General features: G+C 46.3%; 18 protein-coding genes and 1 pseudogene. 13 read left to right on the top strand and 6 right to left on the bottom strand.

Features of this window, described 5'->3' with window-relative positions; genetic code table 11:
* Window positions 1-292: 292 nt before the first annotated feature.
* Window positions 293-1,207 (bottom strand): hypothetical protein, encoded by a 915-nt coding sequence (locus tag ACFPIB_RS09860; protein ID WP_378017284.1) that lies wholly within the window; start codon window positions 1,205-1,207, stop codon window positions 293-295.
* Between the two features lie 506 nt (window positions 1,208-1,713).
* On the opposite strand from ACFPIB_RS09860, the gene ACFPIB_RS09855 reads away from it, so the two are divergent.
* From ACFPIB_RS09855 to recJ, 11 genes and pseudogenes are all read left to right on the top strand, one after another.
* Complete coding sequence (locus ACFPIB_RS09855) at window positions 1,714-2,097, top strand: TraR/DksA family transcriptional regulator (protein WP_200506294.1); 384 nt, start codon at window positions 1,714-1,716, stop codon at window positions 2,095-2,097.
* A 120-nt stretch (window positions 2,098-2,217) separates the two neighbouring features.
* Window positions 2,218-2,784 carry an SMC-Scp complex subunit ScpB gene (scpB, locus tag ACFPIB_RS09850; protein WP_378017283.1) on the top strand — a complete coding sequence of 189 codons (567 nt, stop codon included), beginning with the start codon at window positions 2,218-2,220 and terminating at the stop codon, window positions 2,782-2,784.
* Between the two features lie 59 nt (window positions 2,785-2,843).
* On the top strand, window positions 2,844-4,787 hold the full coding sequence (locus ACFPIB_RS09845; protein ID WP_378017282.1) for a pseudouridine synthase: 1,944 nt from the start codon (window positions 2,844-2,846) through the stop codon (window positions 4,785-4,787).
* A 91-nt stretch (window positions 4,788-4,878) separates the two neighbouring features.
* A complete protein-coding gene (locus tag ACFPIB_RS09840) occupies window positions 4,879-5,598 on the top strand; it encodes a type III pantothenate kinase (protein WP_378017281.1) in 720 nt (239 codons plus the stop codon).
* A complete protein-coding gene (locus ACFPIB_RS09835) occupies window positions 5,591-6,871 on the top strand; it encodes a hypothetical protein (RefSeq protein ID WP_378017280.1) in 1,281 nt (426 codons plus the stop codon). Before ACFPIB_RS09840 ends, ACFPIB_RS09835 begins: the two co-directional genes overlap by 8 nt.
* 201 nt (window positions 6,872-7,072) lie before the next feature.
* A pseudogene (lptC, locus tag ACFPIB_RS09830) lies at window positions 7,073-7,525 on the top strand (LPS export ABC transporter periplasmic protein LptC); the annotation flags it as partial.
* A 202-nt stretch (window positions 7,526-7,727) separates the two neighbouring features.
* Window positions 7,728-7,916: a hypothetical protein gene (locus tag ACFPIB_RS09825; protein ID WP_378017279.1), complete on the top strand. Its 189-nt coding sequence runs from the start codon at window positions 7,728-7,730 to the stop codon at window positions 7,914-7,916.
* Between the two features lie 15 nt (window positions 7,917-7,931).
* Window positions 7,932-9,212, top strand: coding sequence for a hemolysin family protein (locus ACFPIB_RS09820; RefSeq protein ID WP_378017278.1), 1,281 nt, complete (start codon window positions 7,932-7,934; stop codon window positions 9,210-9,212).
* 89 nt (window positions 9,213-9,301) lie between these two features.
* Window positions 9,302-11,410, top strand: coding sequence for a peptidylprolyl isomerase (locus ACFPIB_RS09815; RefSeq protein WP_378017277.1), 2,109 nt, complete (start codon window positions 9,302-9,304; stop codon window positions 11,408-11,410).
* A gap of 176 nt (window positions 11,411-11,586) precedes the next feature.
* Window positions 11,587-13,419 carry a tetratricopeptide repeat protein gene (locus ACFPIB_RS09810; RefSeq protein WP_378017276.1) on the top strand — a complete coding sequence of 611 codons (1,833 nt, stop codon included), beginning with the start codon at window positions 11,587-11,589 and terminating at the stop codon, window positions 13,417-13,419.
* Window positions 13,420-14,391: 972 nt separating this feature from the next.
* On the top strand, window positions 14,392-16,110 hold the full coding sequence (gene recJ, locus ACFPIB_RS09805; protein WP_378017275.1) for a single-stranded-DNA-specific exonuclease RecJ: 1,719 nt from the start codon (window positions 14,392-14,394) through the stop codon (window positions 16,108-16,110).
* A 717-nt stretch (window positions 16,111-16,827) separates the two neighbouring features.
* Here recJ and ACFPIB_RS09800 read toward each other — a convergent pair.
* From ACFPIB_RS09800 to ACFPIB_RS09785, 4 genes are all read right to left on the bottom strand, one after another.
* A complete protein-coding gene (locus ACFPIB_RS09800; RefSeq protein WP_378017274.1) occupies window positions 16,828-18,045 on the bottom strand; it encodes a right-handed parallel beta-helix repeat-containing protein in 1,218 nt (405 codons plus the stop codon).
* Between the two features lie 172 nt (window positions 18,046-18,217).
* Complete coding sequence (locus ACFPIB_RS09795) at window positions 18,218-19,099, bottom strand: T9SS type A sorting domain-containing protein (RefSeq protein WP_378017273.1); 882 nt, start codon at window positions 19,097-19,099, stop codon at window positions 18,218-18,220.
* A gap of 130 nt (window positions 19,100-19,229) precedes the next feature.
* The gene (locus tag ACFPIB_RS09790; protein WP_378017272.1) at window positions 19,230-20,153 is read right to left on the bottom strand and encodes a hypothetical protein; all 924 of its coding nucleotides are present in this window, start codon (window positions 20,151-20,153) and stop codon (window positions 19,230-19,232) included.
* A 418-nt stretch (window positions 20,154-20,571) separates the two neighbouring features.
* Window positions 20,572-21,279, bottom strand: a complete 708-nt coding sequence (locus ACFPIB_RS09785; protein ID WP_378017271.1) for a YebC/PmpR family DNA-binding transcriptional regulator — start codon at window positions 21,277-21,279, stop codon at window positions 20,572-20,574.
* 206 nt (window positions 21,280-21,485) lie between these two features.
* Here ACFPIB_RS09785 and ACFPIB_RS09780 point away from each other — a divergent pair, with 206 nt between their 5' ends.
* Both ACFPIB_RS09780 and ACFPIB_RS09775 read left to right on the top strand, forming a co-directional pair.
* Entirely contained in the window at window positions 21,486-22,541 is a 1,056-nt protein-coding gene (locus tag ACFPIB_RS09780) for a hypothetical protein (protein ID WP_378017270.1), read from the top strand.
* A gap of 57 nt (window positions 22,542-22,598) precedes the next feature.
* Window positions 22,599-22,979: a VOC family protein gene (locus ACFPIB_RS09775; RefSeq protein ID WP_378017269.1), complete on the top strand. Its 381-nt coding sequence runs from the start codon at window positions 22,599-22,601 to the stop codon at window positions 22,977-22,979.
* Window positions 22,980-23,096: 117 nt separating this feature from the next.
* Here ACFPIB_RS09775 and ACFPIB_RS09770 read toward each other — a convergent pair whose 3' ends face one another.
* Window positions 23,097-23,615, bottom strand: coding sequence for a GreA/GreB family elongation factor (locus tag ACFPIB_RS09770; RefSeq protein ID WP_378017268.1), 519 nt, complete (start codon window positions 23,613-23,615; stop codon window positions 23,097-23,099).
* Window positions 23,616-23,618 lie beyond the last annotated feature (3 nt).

The following is a 23,618-nucleotide window of genomic DNA, read 5'->3' as shown; positions in this document are numbered from 1 at the left end:
CCGGCTTGAGGGTGAAAATTGCCGATGAAAGTTAAAAGTTAATAGTTATGAGTTAAAAGTTGGCTATAAAAATGGTAGCACTTTTAGTTGAAAAACTGCTAGCCGCCGATAAGGTCTTTCAGAGCTACGCTCGCAATCTTCGCGCTCCCGCGCTCAATTGTGCTCAGGATGAAATCAAAAACGCTATCCTTTCAAGCTCAAAAAGTCAATAGCAAACCAAACTACCAACCCGAAGAGATCTCTCTTCACGTCGAGATGACTGTAAAAAACGCTATGCTTTTAAGCGCAAAAACTACCTTCCTTTACCAAACTGAAACTGCAACCCTAAAGAAGGAATAAAAGTCAAGCCTTTAAGCTCGGTTTGTTTACCACCCAGTAACTCATACTTGCCATAATTCTGGTAATAAATAGATAGCGCCGGTAAAATATAAGCATATTTAAAACCGATCTTCGCATTTACAAAAGCGCCGAAAGCCCCGTAATTATTCTTGGCCGAAAGCGGTCGGATTGGAATCACATCTTGCCGATCAGCCTGTTTTTGCACGAAATTAGACGGGTTGAAATGATAATTGATCCAGGTATGCGAGTAAGCTACGCCGTATGAAATATTGCCTATTTCCTCTTCCGGCCCAAACGATGTGCTGAAAACCAACGGAACGAGAATATCGGTGCGCGAAGCGTTGTATTGCAGAAGATCGTCTATGTTTTGCCACAGCACTTTGCCTGGTAATTTAGAATCGCGGCTGGAATACTGTAAGCCAATGCTGCCGTAAGTTCCAGGTTTACCCGGATTTTTTGGTGTGCCGGTAGAACCCATAAACTGGTACATGGCATCGAAAACGTGCGACCCGAAAGCATATTTATAACCTACATCCACGCGCTCCACCAAACCATATCGCACATAAAAATCCCAGCTCGGCGAAACCGGATCTAGGGTATAAGCCAGCGCCGCTCTGGAAACGCCGTTTACCTGATCGTCTAAAACAACGGTATCGCGGTTTTTAAGGTCGTTTACCAGGCCCAGCGTTACATCAGAAAGAGCGCCAATAGGCTGGGTAGCAACGTTAAACGCGTAATTGGTGCCAACCTTAAATTCACCTTTCGGCGTAACTTTTCCAGAATGAATAACGGAACGCGGCGCCGTGCAACCAGCAGTTAATAATAAACCCAACAGGCCAGCCCAAAAAAAAGTACGAACAAATTGCATAAACACAAATATAAATGAAACCGTTAACGGCTATTCAAAGATAGTTCCAGACTTCCGGTTTTAATAAAAAGCAATAAAAAATGCTATGCTTTCAGGCGAAAAAACTGTTTGTTCGTATCATGCAGAAGCAACGCATGTTTAGGAAGGTGCAATTTTATTCGGAAAGCCTGCAGGCAAACTGGGAAAAAATAGCGCCTGAAAATTGCTTAAAGGCGGTTGTGTGTGAACTCCGGCTTAATTTTCCGGCAGGTTCACCGGTGTAAAAAAGGTTATTCGGAAGAAAAAACGGAAAATAAACAAAGCTGCGTAGCAACTTCAGGATTAATCCGTTAATTTTGTGCCAAATTTCAGATTGCGTAAGTTGGTGTTTCCGAAGCCGATATCGTTTATAAACTATTTGTTAAAAACGGTTGTTACAAAACTGAAATGCAGCCCAAAATTTAATGCGGGCGTAAACTGCCAATACGAGTTAAAAGAAATTTTAAAATAATATAAAGGGTACCCTAATGAGCGAGGAAAAACTACGCTATTCACGTGAAGAGTTGATCGAGTTTGAAGATCTGATTACCGAGAAACTTAATAACGCAAAAAAAGAAGTAGCTTTTATTAAAGAAACCCTGAGCCGCCGCAACGATTCCGGAACCGACAACACTGCCTCTTCTTCTAAACTGCTGGAAGACGGCGCCGATACTGCCGAAAAAGAAAGCCTGAACCAGTTAGCTTCCCGCCAGCTGAAATTTATTCAGCAGCTCGAAAATGCTTTGATCCGCATTAAGAACGGAACTTACGGCGTGTGTATTGCCACCGGCAAACTGATCCCGAAAGAGCGTCTGCGTGCCGTGCCGCATACCCAGCACACCATCGAAGCTAAAAACCAACGCATAGACTAAGCGCGATTATTCGATCGTTAGAGATTCGATCGTTCGATTTTGGGAACTTTAAATTACCGGTAAATGTAAGGTTTTAGCATTTATCTGTCGAAAAATCGAACATCGAAAATACGAACATCTATGATGAATCCACTGGTATCGCATATTCAGGCGCTGGTTTTTTGCGCCCAGGCTCCTGTGGCTATCGAAGAAATGCATAAATGCCTTTCCGAAGCCCTGCAGGTGGAAGTTAGCGTGAGCGATGTGCTGGAAGCAATTGAAGAAATTCACCAGTTATTCGCTTCCGAAGCTTTTGCTTTCCAGATCTACGCCATTGGCGGCGGTTACCAGTTTTTAACTAAACCCGATTTTCAGGATACGTTAGCCTTGTTTCTAAAGCAGAAATCGAAACGCAAACTTTCGGCTTCTGCTTTAGAAACGCTGGCTATTGTAGCTTATAAACAACCCGTTACCCGTACCCAATTAGAGCAGATCCGCGGTGTAAGCTGCGATTATGCCCTGCACAAGCTTCTGGAAAAAGAACTGGTGGAAATTAAAGGCAAAGCCGACACCATTGGTCGCCCCGTTTTGTATTGCACCACCCAGAAGTTCATGGAATATTTTGGCATCAACCACCTCCGCGACCTCCCGCAACTGAAAGATTTTGCCCTGGAAGAGAACACCATCGGCGAAATTTCCGATAATTAGCATTTCACAATTTTTATATACCGATCCAGTAGCGATACTGCATCACCAATCCAATTTAGATGGCATACAACAATTCAAGAGGCGGCTCCGGCGACAGACCGGCTAAGCGTTCATTCGGTTCCGACCGCGCCAGCAGCGGCGAAGGCAAAAAGATCTTCAACCGCAACGACAAAGGCCGTTCCTCCGATAGCCGCGACCGCAACCCTTACGGCGACAGCCCGAGAGGTGATTATGGCGGCAAACCGCGCACCGAAAGACCTTACAATGCCGAACGTTCCGACCGCCCGTACAACAAAGAGCGCGGTTCCGATCGTCCGTATAATGCAGATCGTTCCTTCAACAAAGACCGTTCTTCCGGTTCAGATCGCCCTTACAATAAAGAGCGTGGTGCTGGTTCCGACCGTCCTTACAATAAAGATCGGGGCTCAGATCGTCCGTACAATAAAGAACGTGCATCTGGTTCAGACCGCCCTTATAATAAAGACCGCGGTTTCAAAAGCGACCGTCCTTATGAAAACCGTTCTTCCGACCGCCCGAGCCGTAGCGAAGGTGGCGATAAAGAATTCCGCCCTTACCGCCCGGCAACCCGCAAACCAACCGACGATCGTCCGTGGGTAGCGCGTGCCGAAAGATCGGGTCAGGGTTCTGTGCCACGTGGTGGTAAAGGCGAACGCAACCGCAGCTTTAAACCAGAGAAAGAAGAATACCGCAAGCGGCAGGAAGAAAAAGGGGCCGTTCCGCACATTGGCAGCAAAAAAAGCTACTATGGCCAGAAGCCGAACCCAGCCGATATGCAGGGCGACGCACGTACGCCATACGTAAAAAAACGCTACGATTCTGACGATAAAAAGTCGTTTGGTTCTTCCGAAAGAGGTTTTTCTAAAGACCGTGGCTTCAATAAAGAAGAGCGTGGAGGCAACCGCTTTACGCCAGGCATGCGCGCATCCCGCGAAGGCCAGGGCAGGAAAGAAGGTTTTGTTCCGCGTGAAACCCGTGCGCCGCGCGAAGACCGTTTCAATAAAGAAGAGAACTTTAATGCAGCAGATAGCGAAGGCGAATTCCGTCCGTACCGCCCTAAAAACGATACCGGTTTTGGCGACGAACGCCCCTCAAGAGAAGAGCGTCCGGCCAGAAACGAGCGTGCACCGCGCGAAGAACGTGGTAGCCGTCCGGACCGTTATGCTGAGCGCCAGAACCGTATTTCAAGAGAATCGGTAGGCGAAGCACCAAACTATTCCGGCCTGAAACGCTATGCAAACCGCGATAAAAACCGTTCGGAAGATCTTTCAGCCGATGGTCAGCTGCGTTTGAACCGTTACATTGCCAACGCTGGTATTTGCTCGCGCCGTGAAGCCGATGAGCTGATCGCCGCCGGAGAAATTCGGGTAAACGGTGAAGTGGTTACTGAACTGGGCTACAAAGTAAAACCGACGGATAGCGTTCAATACGGAAAAAAAAACTTAAGTCGTGAAAAACTGGTTTACGTTCTGCTGAACAAACCAAAAGATTTCATCACGACTACTGAAGATCCGGAAGGCCGCAAAACGGTAATGGACCTGGTTAAAAATGCCTCGAAAGAACGTATTTTCCCGGTTGGCCGCTTAGACAGAAACACTACTGGTTTGCTGCTTTTCACGAACGATGGCGAATTGGCGCAGAAATTAACGCATCCGAGCCACAAAAATTCGAAGATCTACCAGGTTGAATTGGATAAACCGATCACGAAAGACGATTTCCAGAAAATTTCCGAAGGTCTGGAACTGGAAGACGGCAAAGCCATTGTAGACGACTTAGCTTTAATTGGTAATACGAACAAGTTCTTAGGCATCGAAATTCACATTGGCCGCAACCGCATTGTGCGCCGTATTTTCGAAAGCTTAGGCTACGAAGTGGTAACCCTGGACCGCGTGCAATACGCCGGTTTAACCAAAAAAGACCTGCCACGCGGCAACTGGCGTTTCCTGAACGAAAAAGAAGTGATCCGCCTGAAATATTTCTTATAGCATTTAATTTTCCGGCAATGTTGAAAAGCATTGCCGGAATTTTTTTGTCTGGTTCTTTTTAAAAACGGTATCATTTTCTGCTTAAAAACTCATGCGCAACCTGATCATAGACATCGGGAATACCAATACCAAATACGGCATTTTCGAAAACAACAAGCTTGAAAAGCAAGGCGTAGTTTCGGGAATTGCGGCTTTGCAGGAAATTGTAGCCGAAGAAAACCCAGAAAATGTGGCGCTGGCTTCGGTAGGAATTTCGGGGGAAGAAGTGCTGAAAACGCTATCAATTCCGGGTAAAAAAGTTGAGCTCACGCATAAAACTGAGTTGCCGATTTCTAACCTTTATGAAACGCCGGAAACCTTAGGGAAAGACAGATTAGCTGCCGTTTTAGGCGCTGTATTTCTATTTCCAAAAACCAATTGCCTGGTAATAGATGCCGGAACCTGCATAACTTACGATTTTCTGGATGCTGCAGGGAATTATCATGGCGGACTGATAGCGCCGGGGTTGGCTATGAAATTTAAGGCCATGCATACGTTTACCAGCCGTTTGCCGTTTCTGGAACAAAGCGCTTTTGAGCCGGAGCTTTCGGGCAAAACTACGGCGCAGGCTATGCAAAGCGGCGTGTATAACGGAACGCTGGCCGAAGCTGAAGGTATTATAAAACGCTATGAAAAACAGGCCGAAAACCTGAACGTACTCCTTTGCGGCGGTGACGCTGCTTTTTTTGAAACTAACTTAAAAGGACGCATCTTTGCAATTCCTGAATTGGTTTTGCTCGGGCTGAATAGTTTATTGATCGAACATGCATAAGTTTTTAACGATATTTTTAGTGTCGGCGGGTTTGCTGGCTTCCAACGGAGTTTCGGCGCAAAGCCAGGCCAATTCGCCTTATTCGCGTTTTGGCATCGGTGATATGAATACAAACAACGGTAGTATTCGCAATTTCAGCATGGGCGGCAGCGGTGTTGTTTCACCAAACAGCTACCAGATAAATGAACTGAACCCGGCGCTGCTTTACTTCAACAACAATGTAATCTTTGAATTTAACGTAAACAGCCAGCTTAAAACCCTGAAAGAAGACAGCCGCTCGCAACGCGTTGGCAGCACTAATTTAGGTACTATTGGCCTGGCTATTCCTGTAAATAAAAGTTGGTCAGCAGCTTTGGGCCTGAAACCATACAGCACCGTGCAATACGAAACCAACGCGGTGCAACCGGTAACCAACGACCCGAATATGCAGGCTTTGGTAAAATACAGCGGCGAAGGCGGTTTATCGGAAGTTTATTTCGGCCACGGCGTTAAAGTTTTAAAAGACCTGACCATTGGCGCCACCGCATCTTACGTTTTTGGTACTATAGATAATATGTACACAACGGCGCTGCAACAACCAGGCGGTTCCCAAACTCTTACTACGCAGCAGTTGCGCATCCGGCACGAAACTAATTACAACGATTTTACTTTTAAAACCGGTCTGGCTTACCGCCGCAAAATGGGTAAATATAACGTGGGCATTGGCGGGGTTTATAACCTGGCTACCGATCTGAAAGCCGAACGCCGTACGTTTATTGAGCGCCTGAATACTTCCGGCCTGGACCAAACCCAAGCCGACAGCACCGAGAAAAATGTAACGGTGCCGAGTGGTTTGCAATTGGGCCTAAGCCTGGATAATGGTGTAAACTGGAGCGTAAATGCCGATGTTGCGCTGCAAAACTGGTCGGAATTCAAAAGCTTTGAAGGCAATGCTCCGTTCGAAAATACCACGCGCTTTGGTTTGGGAGGTGAGTTTGTGCCGGAACCTGCTTCGCCGAAATACCTGCGCCGCGTAACCTATCGGGCCGGTTTCAGCTATGGACAAACGCAATACGTAGTTAATAACGAGCAACTGAAAGAAGCGGCTTTGACCTGGGGCTTTACTTTCCCGCTGGGCCGTTCGCTTATTACCGAAAGTTCGTTCCTGAACCTGGGTTTTGCGCTGGGTAAACGCGGAACTACCGATAATAGCTTGGTGCAGGAAAACTTTATCCGGGCGCAGGTTGGGCTTTCGTTGAACAATAAGTGGTTCATTCAGCGTAAATTAGATTAGAAAAAACGGTAGGGTTTCAGCACTAAAAAGTCAGGTTGAAAGATTTTTAAGACAGAAAACCTGAACGAACGAACCCGTAAAAATTAAATTGGCCTGATGCAGAAAAACGTTCCGGATAAAAGCTGGCAGATTGGTTTTTGGCTGTTGAGCCTGGTTTTGCTATTGAATGCCGGTTGCGGACCGGCAACGCAAGATCCGGATAAGCAACCCAAATACACCGGCCCGATCATGGAAACGGCCGATGTAAAAACGCTTTATTCCGATTCGGCGCGCCTGAAAATTAAGCTCAATGCGCCTTTACAACAGCAGTACGAAAACGGCGACGGTATTTATCCCAAAGGCTTTAACCTTACTTTTCTGGATGAGTTAGGCTGCATAACTACCACGCTGCGCGCCAATTATGGCAAATACGATAAAAACACCGATTCTTACCTGGCCCGTGGCAACGTTGTAGTTAAAAACATTGCTAAAAAAGAAACGCTGGAGACCGAAGAATTGCGCTGGTACAAGCAACAACGGAAGATCCGCACCAATAAATTTGTAAAGATCCGTACCGCCGATGAAATTCTGACCGGCCACGGCCTCGAAGCCAACCAGGATTTTTCGCGCTACCGAATTTTAAAACCAGCCGGAATTTTCTCTGTGAAAGAGTAAGTTAATTGTTAAATTGTTAAATCAGGAAATAGGGGAGGTTTGAGATTTAATAATTCTCTTATGCATAAATCCTCCCTTTCAAAAAATCAATTAAGAAAACCATTCAACCAATCAGCAATTTAACCATTTAAAAAAACGCTATCCTTTTTCACTAAAAAAGTAAAGCTGGCAACCAATTACTATTAAACAATTACCTAAAACCGTGTCGCTTAAACAAACTATATTAATATCTTTAACCATTGTTTCTTTTATAATCGGGGTGCATCGCGTATTGATCGATATGCAAACGGTATCCATTTCAGAAGCAATCGGGTATAATTACTGGATCTTTATGATCTCCATTGCCTTTATTACGGTGTTTCGTTACAACAGAAAAAAACAGAATTCTTAAGCCCATTTATAATTTATGAGCGACCCCGGCCCCATTTTGCTGCTGATTTTTTTCTTTCTGCTGATAAGCTTTTTCACTACCGCCGAAGTTGCTTATCTGCGGCCGGCAAAATTTTCCTTCGATCTGGGCGCAAAACGCACTTCCTGGTCCGAGCGCCTTACCGACTGGCTGCTTGAGCACCGTTTACGCGTAGCTGCTATTTGTCTGGTGGGCCGTTTAATTGCTATGGTAGGCTCCGGCGTTATTCTGGCTTCGTGGCTCTACTACCATTTGTGGCAAAACCCCGAACTTTCGGCAATTGGTTATTCGGTAGTAGCGGTAATTGTGGCGGCAATCATTCTTTTCCTGTCGCGGTGGCTTATTCCTAAACTTTTTATTGGTATTTACGGCCACGAATTGCTTCGGGTATTTGCCCTGCCATTAACCATTTTCTATTACCTGTTTTATCCGTTGGTGCAGTTCGTAACCGGTTTTAACCGCTTTGTAACCGGAAAAATAGCGCGGGTAAATTACTCCAAAGAAAAACCTGCTTTTGCCGCCACCAACCTGGAAGAGCACATTCGCCGCAGCGCCGACCCGGCCCAAACCGAAGAAATGCCGGAAATTGATACCCGGATCCTGGAAAATGCCCTGGAATTTAAGACCGTAAGAGTGCGCGAATGCATGGTGCCCCGTACCGAAATTGAAGCGCTCGAAATCTCCGACAGCCTCGAAAACCTGCGCAACCTGTTCATAGAATCGGGCCATTCCAAGATCTTGATCTATAAAGAAACCATCGATAATATTATTGGCTATTGCCACCAGCTTTCACTTTTCCGCAAACCCGCAAAAATTGAAGAAATTCTGACGCCGGTAACCGTAGTTCCGGAAAACATGTTGGCGAATGAGCTGCTCGTAAAATTTATTAAAGACCATCGCAGCATGGCTTTAGTGGTAGATGAGTTTGGCGGAACCTCCGGCATTGTAACCGTGGAAGACGTAATCGAAGAGATCTTCGGGGAAATTGAGGACGAATACGACAAAGACGAACTCGTGGAACAAGTGTTGCCGGAACCGAATACGTATCTTTTCAGTGCGCGCCACGAAATAGATTACCTGAACGAAAATTACGGTTTCCAGCTTCCTTACGGCGATTATGAAACTCTGGGCGGCTTTATTTTATCCGTTCACGAAGATATTCCGCAGGCCGGTGATGTTATTCAGGTGCCACCTTTCACCATAACAGTTCTAACCATGGATGAGAACCGCATAAACACCGTACAGTTCACCATGCACCCGGAGCAGACCGAAGCCTGATAATCAGCGTTTACGGGGAAATTTCGCAAAATTTTGAACTTACGGGATATTCTCATTATTTTGCAATTCTTTTACAATTTAACTTATCAATGGCAGTAATTAACAAAATCAGGGAGAAGTCTGGCTGGGCAGTAGGTGCTATTGCCTTAGGCTTGCTTATTTTCATGGTATTAGGCGATTTGCTCGGCCCTAATTCCAGATTGTTCGGGCGTGGCGATACCATCGTGGGCGAAATAGCCGGTCAGGAAATCACCATTCAGGAATTTGACGAAACGCTGGAAGGTATTAAACGGAACTACGTTGCCCAGAATGGCAAACAGCCGGGCGAAGAAGAAATGGCACCGTTGCGCGAGCAAGCCTGGAACCAGCTGATCTTTAAAGTAGCTTTTCAGAAAGAATTTGAGCGTTTAGGCTTAACTGTTTCGGAAGATGAGTTAGTAGATATGGTACAGGGTAATCATATTCACCCGGCCATTCAGCAGGCTTTCGTAAACCCGCAGACCCAGCAGTTCGATCGTGCTTCAGTTATCAATTACCTGAGCAACTTAGATCAGCAGCCAGCCGAACAACAAGCAGCATGGCACCAGTTCGAGCAGGGTTTAGGCCCTGACCGTATGCGGATCAAATACGATAACCTGATCAAACAATCGGCTTATGTAACCACGCAGGAAGCAAAGAACTTCAACGAAGAGCAGAATGCAACTGCCAGCGTAAAATACCTTTACATTCCATACTTCACTTTGTCAGATTCGGCTTTTAAAGTAACCGACGAGGAGCTGAAAGCTTACCTGGATAAAAACAAAGACAAATACAAAACGGAAGATGCGCGCAGCTTCGAGTACGTAACCATTCCGGTGCGTGCTTCGGAAGAAGATGCGAAAGTTGCGAAAGAAGAAATTGCTGACCTTACCAAGCAGTTCCAGGCTTCAACCAACGATTCTGCTTTTGCAGTTGCTAACTCCGATGCGCCTTTCAACCCGGCCTATGTAAATATTGGTGAGCTTCCTGAAAAACTGAAAAACGAAACGCTGACTGAAGGCCAGGTTTTCGGTCCTTATGAAGAGAATGGCGTTTACACGATCCATAAAGTAACTGATATTAAAGATGGTGGTGCTGCATCTGTTCGCGCGAGCCATATTCTTTTCAAGCCAGCTGGTGAAAGTCCGGAAGCGAAAGCCGAAGCAAAGAAAAAGGCCGAAGATGTGCTGAAACAAATTAAAGGCGGCGCTGATTTCGCAGCAATGGCCCGTCAGCACGGTTCCGATGGTACAGCTTCACAGGGCGGCGACTTAGGCTGGTTCCGCGAAGGCAACATGGTTCCTGAATTCGAGAAAGCTGTTTTTGGCGCTAAATCTACCGGCTTACTGCCAACCCTGGTAGAAACCAGCTTCGGTTACCACATTGTAAAAATTACCGAACCAAAAACTACGCGCAGCTACCAGATCGCAACCATTACCCGCAATATTTCTGCCTCTGACGATACCCGCGATGCCGCTTACCGCAAAGCCGATGAGCTGGCCGGTTTAAGCAAATCTGCGGAAGACTTTAAAGCTAACATCGAGAAAGATAAATCTTTGATGAAAGCAGAAGCGAAAAACATTCGGGCGAACGATCGTTTCGTAAATAACCTGGCTAATGCCCGTGAGTTAGTACGTTGGGCTTTCCGCGAAGACACAGAAGTAGGTGCAGTTTCGCCAGCTTTTGAAGTGGACAACCAATTTGTAGTAGCTGTTTTAACCGGCAAGACTAAAAAAGGTGAAGCCAGCATAGATGCCCGCCGCGAAGAACTGACCGCTGCGGTTCGCAACGAGAAGAAAGCGCAGCAGATCATAGAAAAACTGAAAGGTGCCAGTGGTTCTTTAGAGCAGATCGCTTCTAAATACGGTCCTGAAGCGCAGGTTCGTACTTCTGAAAACGTAACCTTTGGCCCTGGAGCTATTGAAGGTATTGGTCTGGAGCCGGTAGCAGTTGGTCAGGTATTTGGTCTGAAACCAGGCAAACGTACTGCTGCTATTGAAGGCCAGGCTGGTGTAATGATGATGGAACTGCAGAAAATTAACCCGGCTCAGGCTCCTGCAGATCTGAACATGCTGAAACAGCAAATGCTGGTTAGCCGCAAAGGCCGTTTAGACAACGCTGTTTACGAAGCCATTAAAGCAAGTGCCGATATTAAAGATTCCCGCGTAAAATTCTTCTAAGCCAGAAAACGGTATGGATTTTACCTCAAAAAGCTGCTCCCGAAAAGGAGCAGCTTTTTTATTTGCTTACAGCCTGCATAGTTTGGGAAGAAATTGCGTTATATTGAAAAGTAAAACTGCCGGGGTTTCAGTTCCTCAAAAACTAACAACCAGCAACGAATAACGAACAACGAAAAATGATGCGAGCACTTTTTTGCCCGAAAACCATAGCGTTTTTGCTGCTGCTGATCTGTAGTTTCAGCTCGGTTGCGCAGCAAAAGAACCGCAGCGAAGAAAAACTGGCCAAAGAATATTTTGAGCAGGGCGCGTTTGCCAAAGCCGAAGTGATCTACGAAAAGCTGATAGACGATAACGCGCGGTTTGCTTACGTGTACCCCAATTACCTGCAAACCTTGCTGGCACTTAAGAAATTTAAGCCCGCCGAAAAACTGGCTAAAAAAGCCATGAAAAAAGTACCGGATAATCCGGATTATGAAATTGATCTGGGTTTGGTGTATAAAGCCGCCGGTAAAACCGAAGACAGCCAAAAGCATTTCGATAAAATGATAAGCCAGCTTACAGCACCTAAAGTGCGGGCTACAGCGGCTGCTTTCAACGAGAAGAAATTGCCTGATTACGTAGAGAAAACGTATTTGCAGGGGCGTAAACTGGAAAACAACCCGCTGGCTTACTACGGCGAACTGATACAGCATTATACCGTGCAGCACCAGACCGATAAAGTAATGGGAGAGGTGCTTGGTCTGGTAGAAGTGAATCCGGGACAAATTGGATATGCGCAGAACATGCTGCAAAACAGCCTGAAAGATGAAAAAGAATTTGAAGCGCTGGAACGGGTTTTGATTTCGAGAGTGCAGAAAAACCCGAATCAGAACGTATTGAGCGAGCTTTTGCTTTGGGTTTATATTCAGCGGAAAGATTTTGGCAGTGCGCTCATTCAGGCGCGGGCCATGGACCGTCGTAACCGCGAAAACGGGGTGCGCATTTTTGAACTTGGCTCGATCAGTCTGAAAAACGGCGATTACGAAACTGCCATTGAAGCGTACGAATACATCACGAAAGAATATCCTTCCGGCCCGCATTATGCCATGGCCCGCCAGCGCCTGCTGAATGCACGGGAAGAACAGGTGAAAAATACCTTCCCCATTTCCACCGAAAATATCCGGACGCTGATAACGGAGTATCAGAAATTACTGACCGAATTCGGGAAAAATAACCAGACCGCCGAAGCTATGAAAAACCAGGCGATGCTGCACGCTTTTTACCTCGACGAGAAAGAGAAAGCCATTGTTTTGCTGGAAGAAGTGATCAATACGCCGCGCGCCAATGCAGATCTGGTAGCACAGGCCAAGATCAGTTTAGGCGATATTTATTTACTGCAAGGCGAGCCATGGGAAGCTACATTACTTTATTCGCAGGTAGAAAAATCGCATAAGGAAACTACGATCGGGCACGAAGCAAAGCTCCGGAATGCCCGCTTAAGTTACTACAAAGGCGATTTTGAGCTGGCGCAGGCGCACCTCGATATTCTGAAACTGGCTACCAGCCGCGAAATTGCCAACGATGCCATGGAACTGAGTTTACTGATAACCGATAATACCGGCCTCGATACTTCTACCGCCGCCATGGAAGCCTACGCGGAAGCCGATCTGTTGCTGTTCCAGAATAAGTTTGCGCAAGCCATTCAGAAACTCGACCTGATCCTGAAGCAATACCCGAACCACAACCTGGCCGACGAGATCTATTACCAGAAAGCGAAAATTTTCCTGCGCCAAGGAAATTATACCGACGCGCTTTTCAACCTGGCCAAAATTACAGCCAACTACAGTGACGATATCTTAGCCGACGACGCCTTGTTCCTGACCGCAAAAATCACCGAAGAAAACCTGAAAGATACAGCCACGGCCCAGAAACTCTACAACGATCTGCTCCTGAAATTCCCGGGAAGCACCTATACCGTAGAAGCCCGCAAGCGTTTCCGGAAATTACGCGGCGATGCGGTAGTGAATTAAACTTCTTCCATAAATCCGTCAGCTAAAGCAGACGGCAATGAATATTGTCTGAATTGGGATTCGTCAGATTCAGGGATTAATGGATTGTCTGAACACGATTTCAAGGATTAAATTAATGACCAGGATTTTTATCTGAATCAGAATTTACAGAATTAGAGAATGTTCAGGACAATTGTCTGAATCAGAATTTTCAGAATTGACAGGATTTCCAGAATTCCTTATTTATCGAATTCTCACCCATTTCGCCAGCGCAGCGTCGCGTGAAAATCAAGGTCTTCAAAGAAAGTAAAATAAAAGAAAGCTGACTACGAAGGAAAATGATACCAGTTTCTGTGAGAGCGGCCTCCAAGCTTACCGGTGGCTTTAGCCAGCCCGGTAGGGCAGGTAAGGTTGCAGCCGCGAACGCAGAAACGAAGCCGCCCGGCTTGAGGGAGAAAGTTAACTATGAAAGTTAAAAGCAAACGGTCAAAAACGCCGCCAGCTATGAAAAACGGTATCCTTTCAAGCCATAAAACTCAATAGCAAGCAACACTACCAGCCCGAGAAGATCTCTCCTCACGTCGAGATGACCGCAAAAACGGTATCCTTTTAAGCTAAAAAACTGCTGTCCGCCGACATGATCCTTCAGAGCTACGCTCGCAATCTTCGCGCTCCCGCGCTCAATTGTGCTCAGGATGACTAAAAAGGAAACGCTATGCCTTCCAGCTCAAAAACTCAGAAAAACTAACCGAAGAAAACAAAAAGCATAATCAGGAAAATGATAAAAGCCAGGTACATCAGCACATCGGTCTGTGCATAATCCTTATACTTGTTGTAAAAATCTTTCAGCTTCTTCACTTCAAATTTCCTTTAACCGGCTGCAAAAATACGCACATTTTACCGCAAAGTCTACCTTCCGCAAAAACCGGATTGATGTTTCCGGAACTATTTCCGTATTTTTGTATTCTATAGCATATATAAAACAACGGAAGGATGGAGAAAAGATGGGTTTTTAAAGCGACACCGGCGCCTGAAAAAGTGGAAAGTCTGGCCAAAAGTCTGTCTATTCACGAAAAACTTGCTTCCATTCTTTGCCAGCGCGACATCTGTACCTTCGATGAAGCCAAAGCGTATTTCCGCCCTTCTTTAGAAGACCTCCACGATCCGTTCCTGATGAAGGATATGCATCTGGCCGTAAACCGGCTCAACGATGCGCTTCACAACGGCGAAAAGATCCTCATCTACGGCGATTATGACGTGGACGGCACCACTTCCGTGGCCATGGCTTACAAATATCTGCAGCCGTATTTCCAGGGGAAAATAGATTATTACATTCCGGACCGTTATAAAGAAGGTTACGGCGTTTCTTCTGCGGGCATCGACTGGGCTTCGGAAAATAACTTTAAACTCATCATCAGCCTCGATTGCGGCATAAAATCGGTAGATAAAGTTGCTTACGCCAAAGAAAAAGGCATCGATTTTATTATCTGCGACCACCACTTGCCCGACGAACAGGTTCCGGCGGCCGTAGCCGTGCTCGATCCGAAACAAAGCGACTGCCCTTATCCTTACAAACATCTTTCGGGTTGCGGTGTTGGTTTCAAGCTCATGCAGGCTTTCAGCATGCAGAATAATTTAGATACAGACGAACTTTATGCGCTGCTCGATTTCTGCGTAATTTCTATTGCCGCCGATATTGTGCCAATTACCGGCGAAAACCGCATTCTGGCTTATTTCGGTTTGCGTTTGCTCAATTCCGGGGCACCGTTACGGCCGGGCTTGGAAGCGCTGAAAGAACTGGCGGCGCTGAAAGAAGACCTCGATATTAACAGCATTGTTTTCGGGTTTGCACCGCGTATTAATGCGGCCGGCCGGATGGGCGATGCCAAGCGTTCGGTGGCCATGTTGCTGGCTAAAACCAAGGAAGAAGCCTTTGAGGAAGCTAAAAGCATAAACGAATCGAACCAGAACCGACGCGTGCACGACACCAGCATTACCAAAGAAGCGCTGGAAATGATCGATCAGGATGCGGTTTTGCGGAAATCGAAATCTACGGTACTTTTCAAAGATAACTGGCATAAAGGCGTGGTAGGCATTGTGGCTTCTCGCTGCATAGACCGGTATTACCGCCCAACCATTATCCTTACCGGTTCTTCCAACGATGGCCTAGCTTCCGGCTCCGCGCGTTCCGTTCATGGTTTTGATGTTCATAGCGCCATTGTAGAATGTTCGGATCTGTTAGAGCAGTTTGGCGGCCACATGTACGCGGCAGGCTTAACCATGAAAGTGGAAAATGTGCCTGCGTTCCGGGAGCGTTTCGAAGAAATTGTAGCCCGCACCATAACTAAAGAGCAGGAAACGCCGCAGGTAGAGATCGATACGACCTTAAATTTCAACCAGATCACGCCGAAGTTTTTTAGTATTCTGAACCAGATGCAACCTTTTGGGCCGGGAAATATGGCGCCGGTATTTTCTTCGGAATGTGTGTATGATACGGGTAGCTGCCGCGTGGTTGGGGATACGCATTTAAAGCTGCGGCTTACGCAGGATGGTTTTACTGAATTCGATGCCATTGCTTTTGGTATGGCCGATTTTTATCCGAAGATCCTAAAAGGTATTCCGTTTGATGTTTGCTATTGCGTAGAGCAGAATGTTTTCAGAGGGGTTATTTCGTTGCAATTGCGGATTAAAGATATTCGTTTTCAAAGCTGATTTTCTGCCTGAGTTTTCAGGGTAAAAAGCATAGCGTTTCCCTTTTTTGTCATCCTGAGCACAATTGAGCGCGGGAGCGCGAAGATTGCGAGCGTAGCTCTGAAGGATCTCGTTGGCGGACAGTAGTTTTTTAGCTACAAAGGATACCGTTTTATTCGTCATCTCGACGCCAGGAGAGATCTCATCGGCTTGGTAGAAACTAGACTTTTGAAGCCTGAAAGCATACCGTTTTTCATAGCTGGCTTATTTGCTAAACGTCTGGCTTTTAACTTTTATCGGTAATTTATTTCCTCAAGCCGGGTGGCTTCGTTTCTGCGTTCGCGTCTCACCCTTTCCTTTGCTTGCGCAATTTTGCTAAAGCAAAAGTCGGAAAGTGCGGAGGCCGCTCTCACAGAAACTGGTATCATTTCCCTTCGTAGCGGGCTTTTTATCTTTTGTAGCGTTTCAACAGACGCTGCGCTGGCGGAATGTGTGAAATAATAGTTTAGGAAATCACAAGAATTACAACAATCAAATAAATCACAGTTCAGACTAATTTCATTGCCGTCTGCTTTCATTGACGGATTACACCTGCGAAGAAAAGTCCTCCCCTGAAATAGGGGAGGATTTAGGTGGGGTCTTTCAAAATCTTGCTCATCCCAAAATCCTCTCTTCAGATAAAACAAAAAGCGGGCTCAGAAAGCCCGCTTTTTCAGTTGAAAGTCAGTTTCGTAGTGGTTAGTTCTCGTAATAAATTTTGCCTAGGGTATTGCTCGTAAAAGTATTTACAGTTTCCACATCTGCATTCAGTACACCTTTATTGCCGAACACGTGAATGCCATAGCCGCCGCTGTTGCTGATCTCGGAGTTGCGCACTTCTAGGCTGGTGGCGGTAGTTCCAAAAAGACCAATAGCTGCTTTTGTCCCTCCAAATAACGCTTTTCCGCCGGCGTACTGAACTTTAACGTTATCTAAAACATTGAGCGCGCTGCGAGTGTAAACCACAAGGCCATTCCAGGTTCCGGTGGCTTTTACAGTACCCGTAAATACGATCTTTTTGGCAGCAGTGCCTACGGCGTTCAGGTATCCACCAGTCTCAATATTTATTTGTTTGTCTTCGGCCATTTCTATAATAGTGCCGGGTTTCAGTTTCCAGCCGGTACGAATGCCTATAGTGCCTAAAAACCGGATCGGGGTATTGTCGGTAAAGGCTGGCCAGGTAACTTCGTTGTTTCCGGTTAAAAGTGAACTCCGCACTTCCACCGCGTTGCGGCCGTTATTATTGGTATAAATGCTGGCTTCGTCGAGGGTGGCTACGTGGTTAGCGGCTAGTTGCAGAGGCGCTTCCTGGTTGTTGTTGAAAACATTGCTGGCAAACGCAACCGGAATGCTGTTATCGCGGAGGTACATGCCAAAACCGCCGCTCTGCGAAATAGTTGTATTGCTTACCGAAACCCGGGCATTGTCGAATAAAGCAACAGCAGTTTTCTGGTTATCAAGCATAGCTTTACTGCCGGCATGGAGTATTTCAGCGTGCGAAAATTCGTTGGTGCTGGCTGCTGAATAGATAATAATGCCGCTCCAGAAGCCTTTCTGATCCGTTTGGCCAATAAAGCGGATCTTCTTCTCGGCAGTGCCATTGGCCACCATACTTCCGTTTGTGTTCAGATCGAGGCGGGTATCCTGCGCAAAAGCAATTACCACCCCGGGCTTTATTGTTAGTTTAGCGTTCACCCGAATGTTGCTGTTTACCAGGTAATCGGTTTTGGTTGGGTCGGTGTTGCGGTCTTGTAGTACGGTGTCGGCCAGCACATCGGTGAGCACCAGCGCGGGCAAGTTATTTACCGGCTGGTTACCTGGATTTGGGCTTGGTTTCGGATCTTCTTCGTTGTTGCAGGAGGTTAAAATGAAGGCGGCAGGAATTACGAATAATGCTAATTTTTTTAAGGAAAACATAGTTTTTGATTAAGGGGTAGAATAAAAACACTGAAAAAAAAGCAAAAAGGGGTACCGGACCCGCCAAATGCGTAGTTGCAATTGGCAGGCTGTTTTGGTACTGATTCAGAAGTTTAAAGAGGAATAGTGGAGAGGCAGGAAAATTTTGTGTTGAGTTTTCAGGCCGGAAAGTCTAGCGTTTTACAAACCGGAAAGTCTGGCTGCCGCTGGCGGATTGCAGGGTTGCGGTATATAAACCGTTTTTCAGTTCGTCGGTAGCAATTTCAACGGTATTTGCGCCAGCAAGTAATGTATGCAGCGGAATGGTTTTAACCGCTTTGCCAACCACATCGTGAATGGTTAAAGTGGCTTTTTCAGCTTTAGGAGCGATGAATTTTAAAGTGGCTTTCTGGTTGCCGGAAACCGGGTTCGGATAAAAAGTAAGCTCCGGGAAAGTGATGTTTTCTTTGATACCAACCGTGGTTATAAACGCAAGATCATCGATGAGTACGTGCGTGTTGCCTTCTTCCGGTAAGTACAGGAAATAAACAATGGCAGAATCTGGCGTTAGATTATTGGAATATTGAATGTTTGCCGTAAAAGGTTTAAATCCGTTTGGTGCATTGTCAAGGTCGGTCATGCCATAGCCAATGGTGTCAGTTTTGGTACCGTTCCATTTGGTCATGAAAACGATAGCCTGGCCATAATCATTCGGGTCAGTAACTACGCCGGAAGTCTGAAAGTGGCCTGTAAATGCTTGCGGGCGGTTGTTCGGGCCCAGACTGAAAGCGGCCATTGCGTCGGCGCCAATGGTATCGGCGGTGCTGGACAGTTTCAGGGAGAAGCTGCCGGTATTTGCGGTAGTAGATTTGCCTATACTGGGTTTTATGCCGAAACCAGCCAGCAATTCTGAAATAAAGCCCAGGTTCCAGTTCTGCGGAATTTCATAAGTATAAGGCCCGGTTATGCCAACGCCGGCTTTAGTTTGCCAGGTTTCTAAGCTGCTGTTCTGAATTTGGGCAAAAGAAGTTGCGGCAAACGCCATTGCGATTGCGAGGGTAAATAGTTTTTTCATGGTTTTATAAGACTAATGAGATTGGTGATTGGAATTTGTAAAAGATTGAAAAACTGTTGACTAATATGGCTTTTTGATTTCGGAAGAGTTTAATCAAGGATTACTTTTTAAGGGCAAAAGCATAGCATTTTTATTGCAGGCCAGCGTTGGAACTGGTAAGCATGCGCGTCAGGTTTTGGGCGGCAACCTGCCAGTTAAGCGGTTGGGCTGGTAGATCGGTACGGCGCAAGTCGTTTTCTATGGCGTTCAGTTCGGCTTCTGAAAATTCGTGCGCAATGTTCACGGTCTGTTCCAGAAAACCGGCTTTAGAAGCTGCCGTAATCCCTTCGGCTCCGTAACGAATTGCTTTCCCTTCTTTATCGATCAGCAGCCCTTTCAGAAAAAGCACGTCGATCGGTTTGTTGGTAGCCACCAGTTTTTGCGACATCGGCAGCCAGAAATCGGTGCCCATATCCAGCCCGGCCGGCGGCGATTTGCGGGTTTCTACCAAAGCGTTCACTTTCTTCGTTTTCCCGTTTGGATAAAGATAGCCTTCGCCTAACTGGTACACGATCACGTAATCGAGCTTTTGCGTAGCCATCAGGTTTTTGAGTTGCTGCATCCAGGCTTTGCTCCCCATTTGCCCGGCCAGCCGCACACAATACTCCGGAAACTCCTTTTCCTGCGGACAATCTGCCAGCACATACATCGGCTTTTGCGGGCCAAGCACCGAACCTAAAAACAGATCCGGGAAATATTTTGCGTTATAAAGTTCGTTGTAAACCGGCATTTGTACCGCTGGCATTTGCAGGCTATCACTCAGAAATTTGTTGATCGCCTGCTGCAATTGCGGCATTCTGGCATCGGTAAACGTTGGGTTCTGCCGGGCGCGGCTGTCTAAAGTAACCGCTACGTAGCCAATTTTTGCGTTTGCAGCCGGCAGATTTTTCTTCAGTGTTTTGTAATAAGGCGAACTGAAAATTTCGTAGGAAAAAGACTGCCGCAGATCTAAACCCACAAATCCGGAAAATGCAATGCTGCAAACTAACAAGGCGCTCAACAAAACTCTTTTCATTTTCTGCATTCAACTTTTAAGGCCGGAACAAACTACCTTATTCAGGTTTATGAGGCTAAGACATACAAAAGAAAATCAACCCTTAGTCCGCAGTAAATTTTTTTTAACATTTTTTTAAAACGGCCTGAATTGTTCTGAAGCCATGCTTTTGCAAAAGTAACATCACCGGTTCCTGCAAACATTGACGTACATCAAGAGTTTTAAAGCACAAAAATTTCCGGATTTAGTTATAAGATGCTGAAGCAGTTTCGTTGGTTGCCTTGCCTGATAAAAAATTGCAAAGTGGTAGGGGAAACAGGTGAAAAACTAAGAAGGGAAGGGCAAAAAAAAGCGTTTCCGCAGCTTACAAAAGCTACCGGAAACGCTATGATTTTTAACTGAAAAAGTGCTTAGGCTGGCTGGAAGGCCGGAAAATAGATTAAGCCATGTTGTGGTAAACGGCCTGTACGTCGTCGTCTTCCTCTATTTTTTCGATCAGGTTTTCAATATCTTCAGCCTGTTCGTCTGTTAATTCGGTGCGGGTGTTTGGAATGCGCTGCAGTTCGGCGGAAGTTACCGGCAAGCCTTTTTCTTCCAGCGCTTTCTGCATCGGGCCGAAATCTGCAAAGGCGGTTTCAATAATTATCTCGCCGTCGTGTTCGTAAATATCTTCGGCGCCAAAATCGATCAGGTCCAGTTCCAGTTCTTCCAGGTTCAGACCTTCGGCCGGTAAACGGAAAATACCTTTGCGGGTGAAAATAAAATCCAGCGAACCGGTTTTGCCTACCGCGCCGCCCGACCGCGAGAAATAAACGCGCATGTTGGCAATGGTGCGGTTCAGGTTATCGGTAGCGGTTTCTACTAAAATAGCAATGCCATGCGGACCGTAGCCCTCGTACACCACTTCGTCGTAGTTGCCTTCATCTTTGCTGCTGGCGCGTTTAATGGCGGCTTCTACGCGGTCTTTCGGCATATTTACACCTTTGGCATTTTGAATAGCCGTGCGTAAACGGGCGTTGCCTTCGGGGTTCGGGCCGCCTTCTTTTACCGCCATCACAATCTCTTTGCCCAAGCGCGAAAACGCTTTCGACATTTTATCCCAGCGTTTAAATTTGCGGGCTTTTCTGAATTCAAATGCTCTTCCCATTGCTATATACTTCCTGGAGGTTTATTTCTTTCTAAAAAGTGCAAGTTACGTTCATTTTGCTTTATTGGTCAAGTAATAGCGCTTTATAAATTTAACCGTTATTCCGTTTTCGCCGGTTAATAGAAAAATGCAGCCGGCAGAAAGTACGGGTAAATTTTGTGAGTTGCGGGTTATTGCTTAATCTTATTGAAAATATTGATCCTGAAATGAAATTGAACCTGAGCCGGGCGCAGCAAGAATATTGGTTGGTTTTTGCGTTTTCGGCGGCTATTGTGTTTGGCAATGCCTACCTGATATTAGTAAACCACGATGCCAGTTTTTCGAGCGACGAAGCCAGTTACCTGGCGCTTGGCAATGGCAACTGGAATGTAAATATTACTCACCGCTACCGCGTTATTATTCCGTTTCTGGCCCGGGGTTTAGCTGAAATATTAGGCCTGCTAAGCGGGAAACCCGATGCGTTGCCTTTGGGTTTCTCTTTTTTTATAGTGAACAGCACGATCATGGCTTTGGCCGGAACGGTAATTTATTATCTGGCGAAAGTGGTTGGGGCAAATGTTGCGGGCCGTTTTATGGCAGTTTTGGCGGTGCTTAGCAGCGGCTATTGCAGTTACCTGAGCGGCATTGCGCTGGTAGATAGTTTATATTTTTTAATGCTGGTGCTGCTGTTTTACAGCCTGGTTGCAAAAAGCGAAGATGCTCTTTTCTGTTGTTTGATCATCGGTTCGCTGGCTAAAGAATCTTTCTGGTTATTCGTTCCTTTTATCTTGCTTTTCGGCCGGTTCATTACCTTGCATCGCCTGATTTTTTACATAATACTGGCCGGCTGCGTTTTTATAGCCACTAATAACCTCATCGATTCGCTGAGCGGTTTACCGGTAACTGCGCGGGCGGCAAATGCCGTGGAGCACATTCATAATGCCTGGCGCACCGTCCGGAAATTCTTTTCGCTTAGTGGTTTAATGAGCTGGTTCAGCGCCTTCGGGATCTTTAATTTTGTTGTGCTGGCCGGCTGGCTTACCAGAAATATCCGGTTAAAAATGAGTCAGCGGCTTACGCAAATGCAACTGTTATTTCTGCTGATAATTGCCGCACACGTGTTGCTTTCTGGCGATATCGGGCGCATGTGGTATTTAGCGGCTCCCGTTTTTGCCATTGCCGTAGCCCTTACTACCCACAGATTATTAGCGCCGGTTTTCCACCAACCGCAAAGTTCTTTAAAGGCAGCAGATCAATTAACGAAGCAGCAAAGCAGCTTGTGATCAAATATTTCAATTCTTTCAAAACGGTATCTATTTCAACCCAAAAACTCTAAAATTATGAAACGTGTAATCGGCATTGGCGGCGTATTTTTCAAAAGCAAAGATCCGGCAGCATTGCGGGCCTGGTATCAGAAACATTTAGGCATCGATTCTCAAACCTGGGGCGCCACTTTTAACTGGGATTCTCCGGAAATTAAAGCGCAAGGCAAAGACTTTCAAACCGCCTGGAACCCATTCCCAGAAAACACTACGTATTATGCGCCTTCCGAAAAACCATTCATGATCAACTATGTAGTAGCCGATCTGGTAGCACTGGTAAAAGCTTTAAAAGCCGAAGGGGTGGAAATGGTTGGCGAAATGGTAGAAGAAGAATTCGGAAAATTTGCCTGGATCATGGATCCGGAGGGAAATAAAATTGAGCTTTGGGAGCCAGCCTGAGATTTGAGTTAAAGCGGTTTTAAAACTATTTAACTCCGAAAAACGCTATCTTTTTGCGTATAAAAAGTCTGGCTCGAAGCCGGGCTTTTTTATTTTCCGGCTGTTTCGAAAACAAGGTCAATTATAAGCGATCTCCGTAATTTCCACGGTTTCCGTGTTCCGGCCCAGCTGCAGCGTGATCTGGTCGCCTTTTTTAGCGCCTTGCACCGCCCGGGCAATTGGCGCATTAAAAGCAATTTTCCCTTCCGGCACCGAAGCTTCATCTACGCCCACAATCGAAAACTTTCGGATCGTGCCAGGCTTGCCGCCGCTTTTGGTTTTCAGGGTTACAGTAGCGCCAAAACGAACTTCATCTGCCGGCTGATTTTTGGGATCTACCACTTTGGCGCTTGCAATGCGGGAAGTAAGGGCACTTATTTGGCCGTTAAAAATGCTGAGCTGGCGGGTGCGGTCGGTTTCATTTTCGCGGTTGGCTTCGGCTTTTGCCCTTTCAGTTTCCAGCGTTATAAGTTCTTCGCGCAGCAATTCCAGGCCGCGCGGCGTCACGTAATTCGGCACGCCGGCCGGCAACGCAGCCCGCGGCGGAATTATGGGCTGCTCCTGCGCATCTTCTTCTTTGGTAAAAGCTCTGCTCATCGT

The sequence above is a fragment of the Adhaeribacter terreus genome, assembly GCF_042657365.1.
GTDB lineage: Bacteria > Bacteroidota > Bacteroidia > Cytophagales > Hymenobacteraceae > Adhaeribacter_A > Adhaeribacter_A terreus.
Note: the sequence above shows the minus strand (reverse complement) of the source record. Positions and strands in the feature narration are given on the sequence as shown.

Excerpts from the sequence above, each read along its gene's own strand:
- ACFPIB_RS09840 (WP_378017281.1), top strand. The coding sequence starts at position 4,879 with ATGCGCAACCTGATCATAGACATCGGGAATACCAATACCAAATACGGC.
- ACFPIB_RS09810 (WP_378017276.1), top strand. The coding sequence starts at position 11,587 with ATGATGCGAGCACTTTTTTGCCCGAAAACCATAGCGTTTTTGCTGCTG.
- ACFPIB_RS09820 (WP_378017278.1), top strand. The coding sequence starts at position 7,932 with ATGAGCGACCCCGGCCCCATTTTGCTGCTGATTTTTTTCTTTCTGCTG.
- ACFPIB_RS09800 (WP_378017274.1), bottom strand. The coding sequence starts at position 18,045 with ATGTTTTCCTTAAAAAAATTAGCATTATTCGTAATTCCTGCCGCCTTC.
- ACFPIB_RS09860 (WP_378017284.1), bottom strand. The coding sequence starts at position 1,207 with ATGCAATTTGTTCGTACTTTTTTTTGGGCTGGCCTGTTGGGTTTATTA.
- ACFPIB_RS09775 (WP_378017269.1), top strand. The coding sequence starts at position 22,599 with ATGAAACGTGTAATCGGCATTGGCGGCGTATTTTTCAAAAGCAAAGAT.
- scpB (WP_378017283.1), top strand. The coding sequence starts at position 2,218 with ATGATGAATCCACTGGTATCGCATATTCAGGCGCTGGTTTTTTGCGCC.
- ACFPIB_RS09780 (WP_378017270.1), top strand. The coding sequence starts at position 21,486 with ATGAAATTGAACCTGAGCCGGGCGCAGCAAGAATATTGGTTGGTTTTT.
- recJ (WP_378017275.1), top strand. The coding sequence starts at position 14,392 with ATGGAGAAAAGATGGGTTTTTAAAGCGACACCGGCGCCTGAAAAAGTG.
- ACFPIB_RS09835 (WP_378017280.1), top strand. The coding sequence starts at position 5,591 with ATGCATAAGTTTTTAACGATATTTTTAGTGTCGGCGGGTTTGCTGGCT.
- ACFPIB_RS09795 (WP_378017273.1), bottom strand. The coding sequence starts at position 19,099 with ATGAAAAAACTATTTACCCTCGCAATCGCAATGGCGTTTGCCGCAACT.
- ACFPIB_RS09790 (WP_378017272.1), bottom strand. The coding sequence starts at position 20,153 with ATGAAAAGAGTTTTGTTGAGCGCCTTGTTAGTTTGCAGCATTGCATTT.
- ACFPIB_RS09770 (WP_378017268.1), bottom strand. The coding sequence starts at position 23,615 with ATGAGCAGAGCTTTTACCAAAGAAGAAGATGCGCAGGAGCAGCCCATA.
- ACFPIB_RS09845 (WP_378017282.1), top strand. The coding sequence starts at position 2,844 with ATGGCATACAACAATTCAAGAGGCGGCTCCGGCGACAGACCGGCTAAG.
- ACFPIB_RS09855 (WP_200506294.1), top strand. The coding sequence starts at position 1,714 with ATGAGCGAGGAAAAACTACGCTATTCACGTGAAGAGTTGATCGAGTTT.
- ACFPIB_RS09785 (WP_378017271.1), bottom strand. The coding sequence starts at position 21,279 with ATGGGAAGAGCATTTGAATTCAGAAAAGCCCGCAAATTTAAACGCTGG.
- ACFPIB_RS09815 (WP_378017277.1), top strand. The coding sequence starts at position 9,302 with ATGGCAGTAATTAACAAAATCAGGGAGAAGTCTGGCTGGGCAGTAGGT.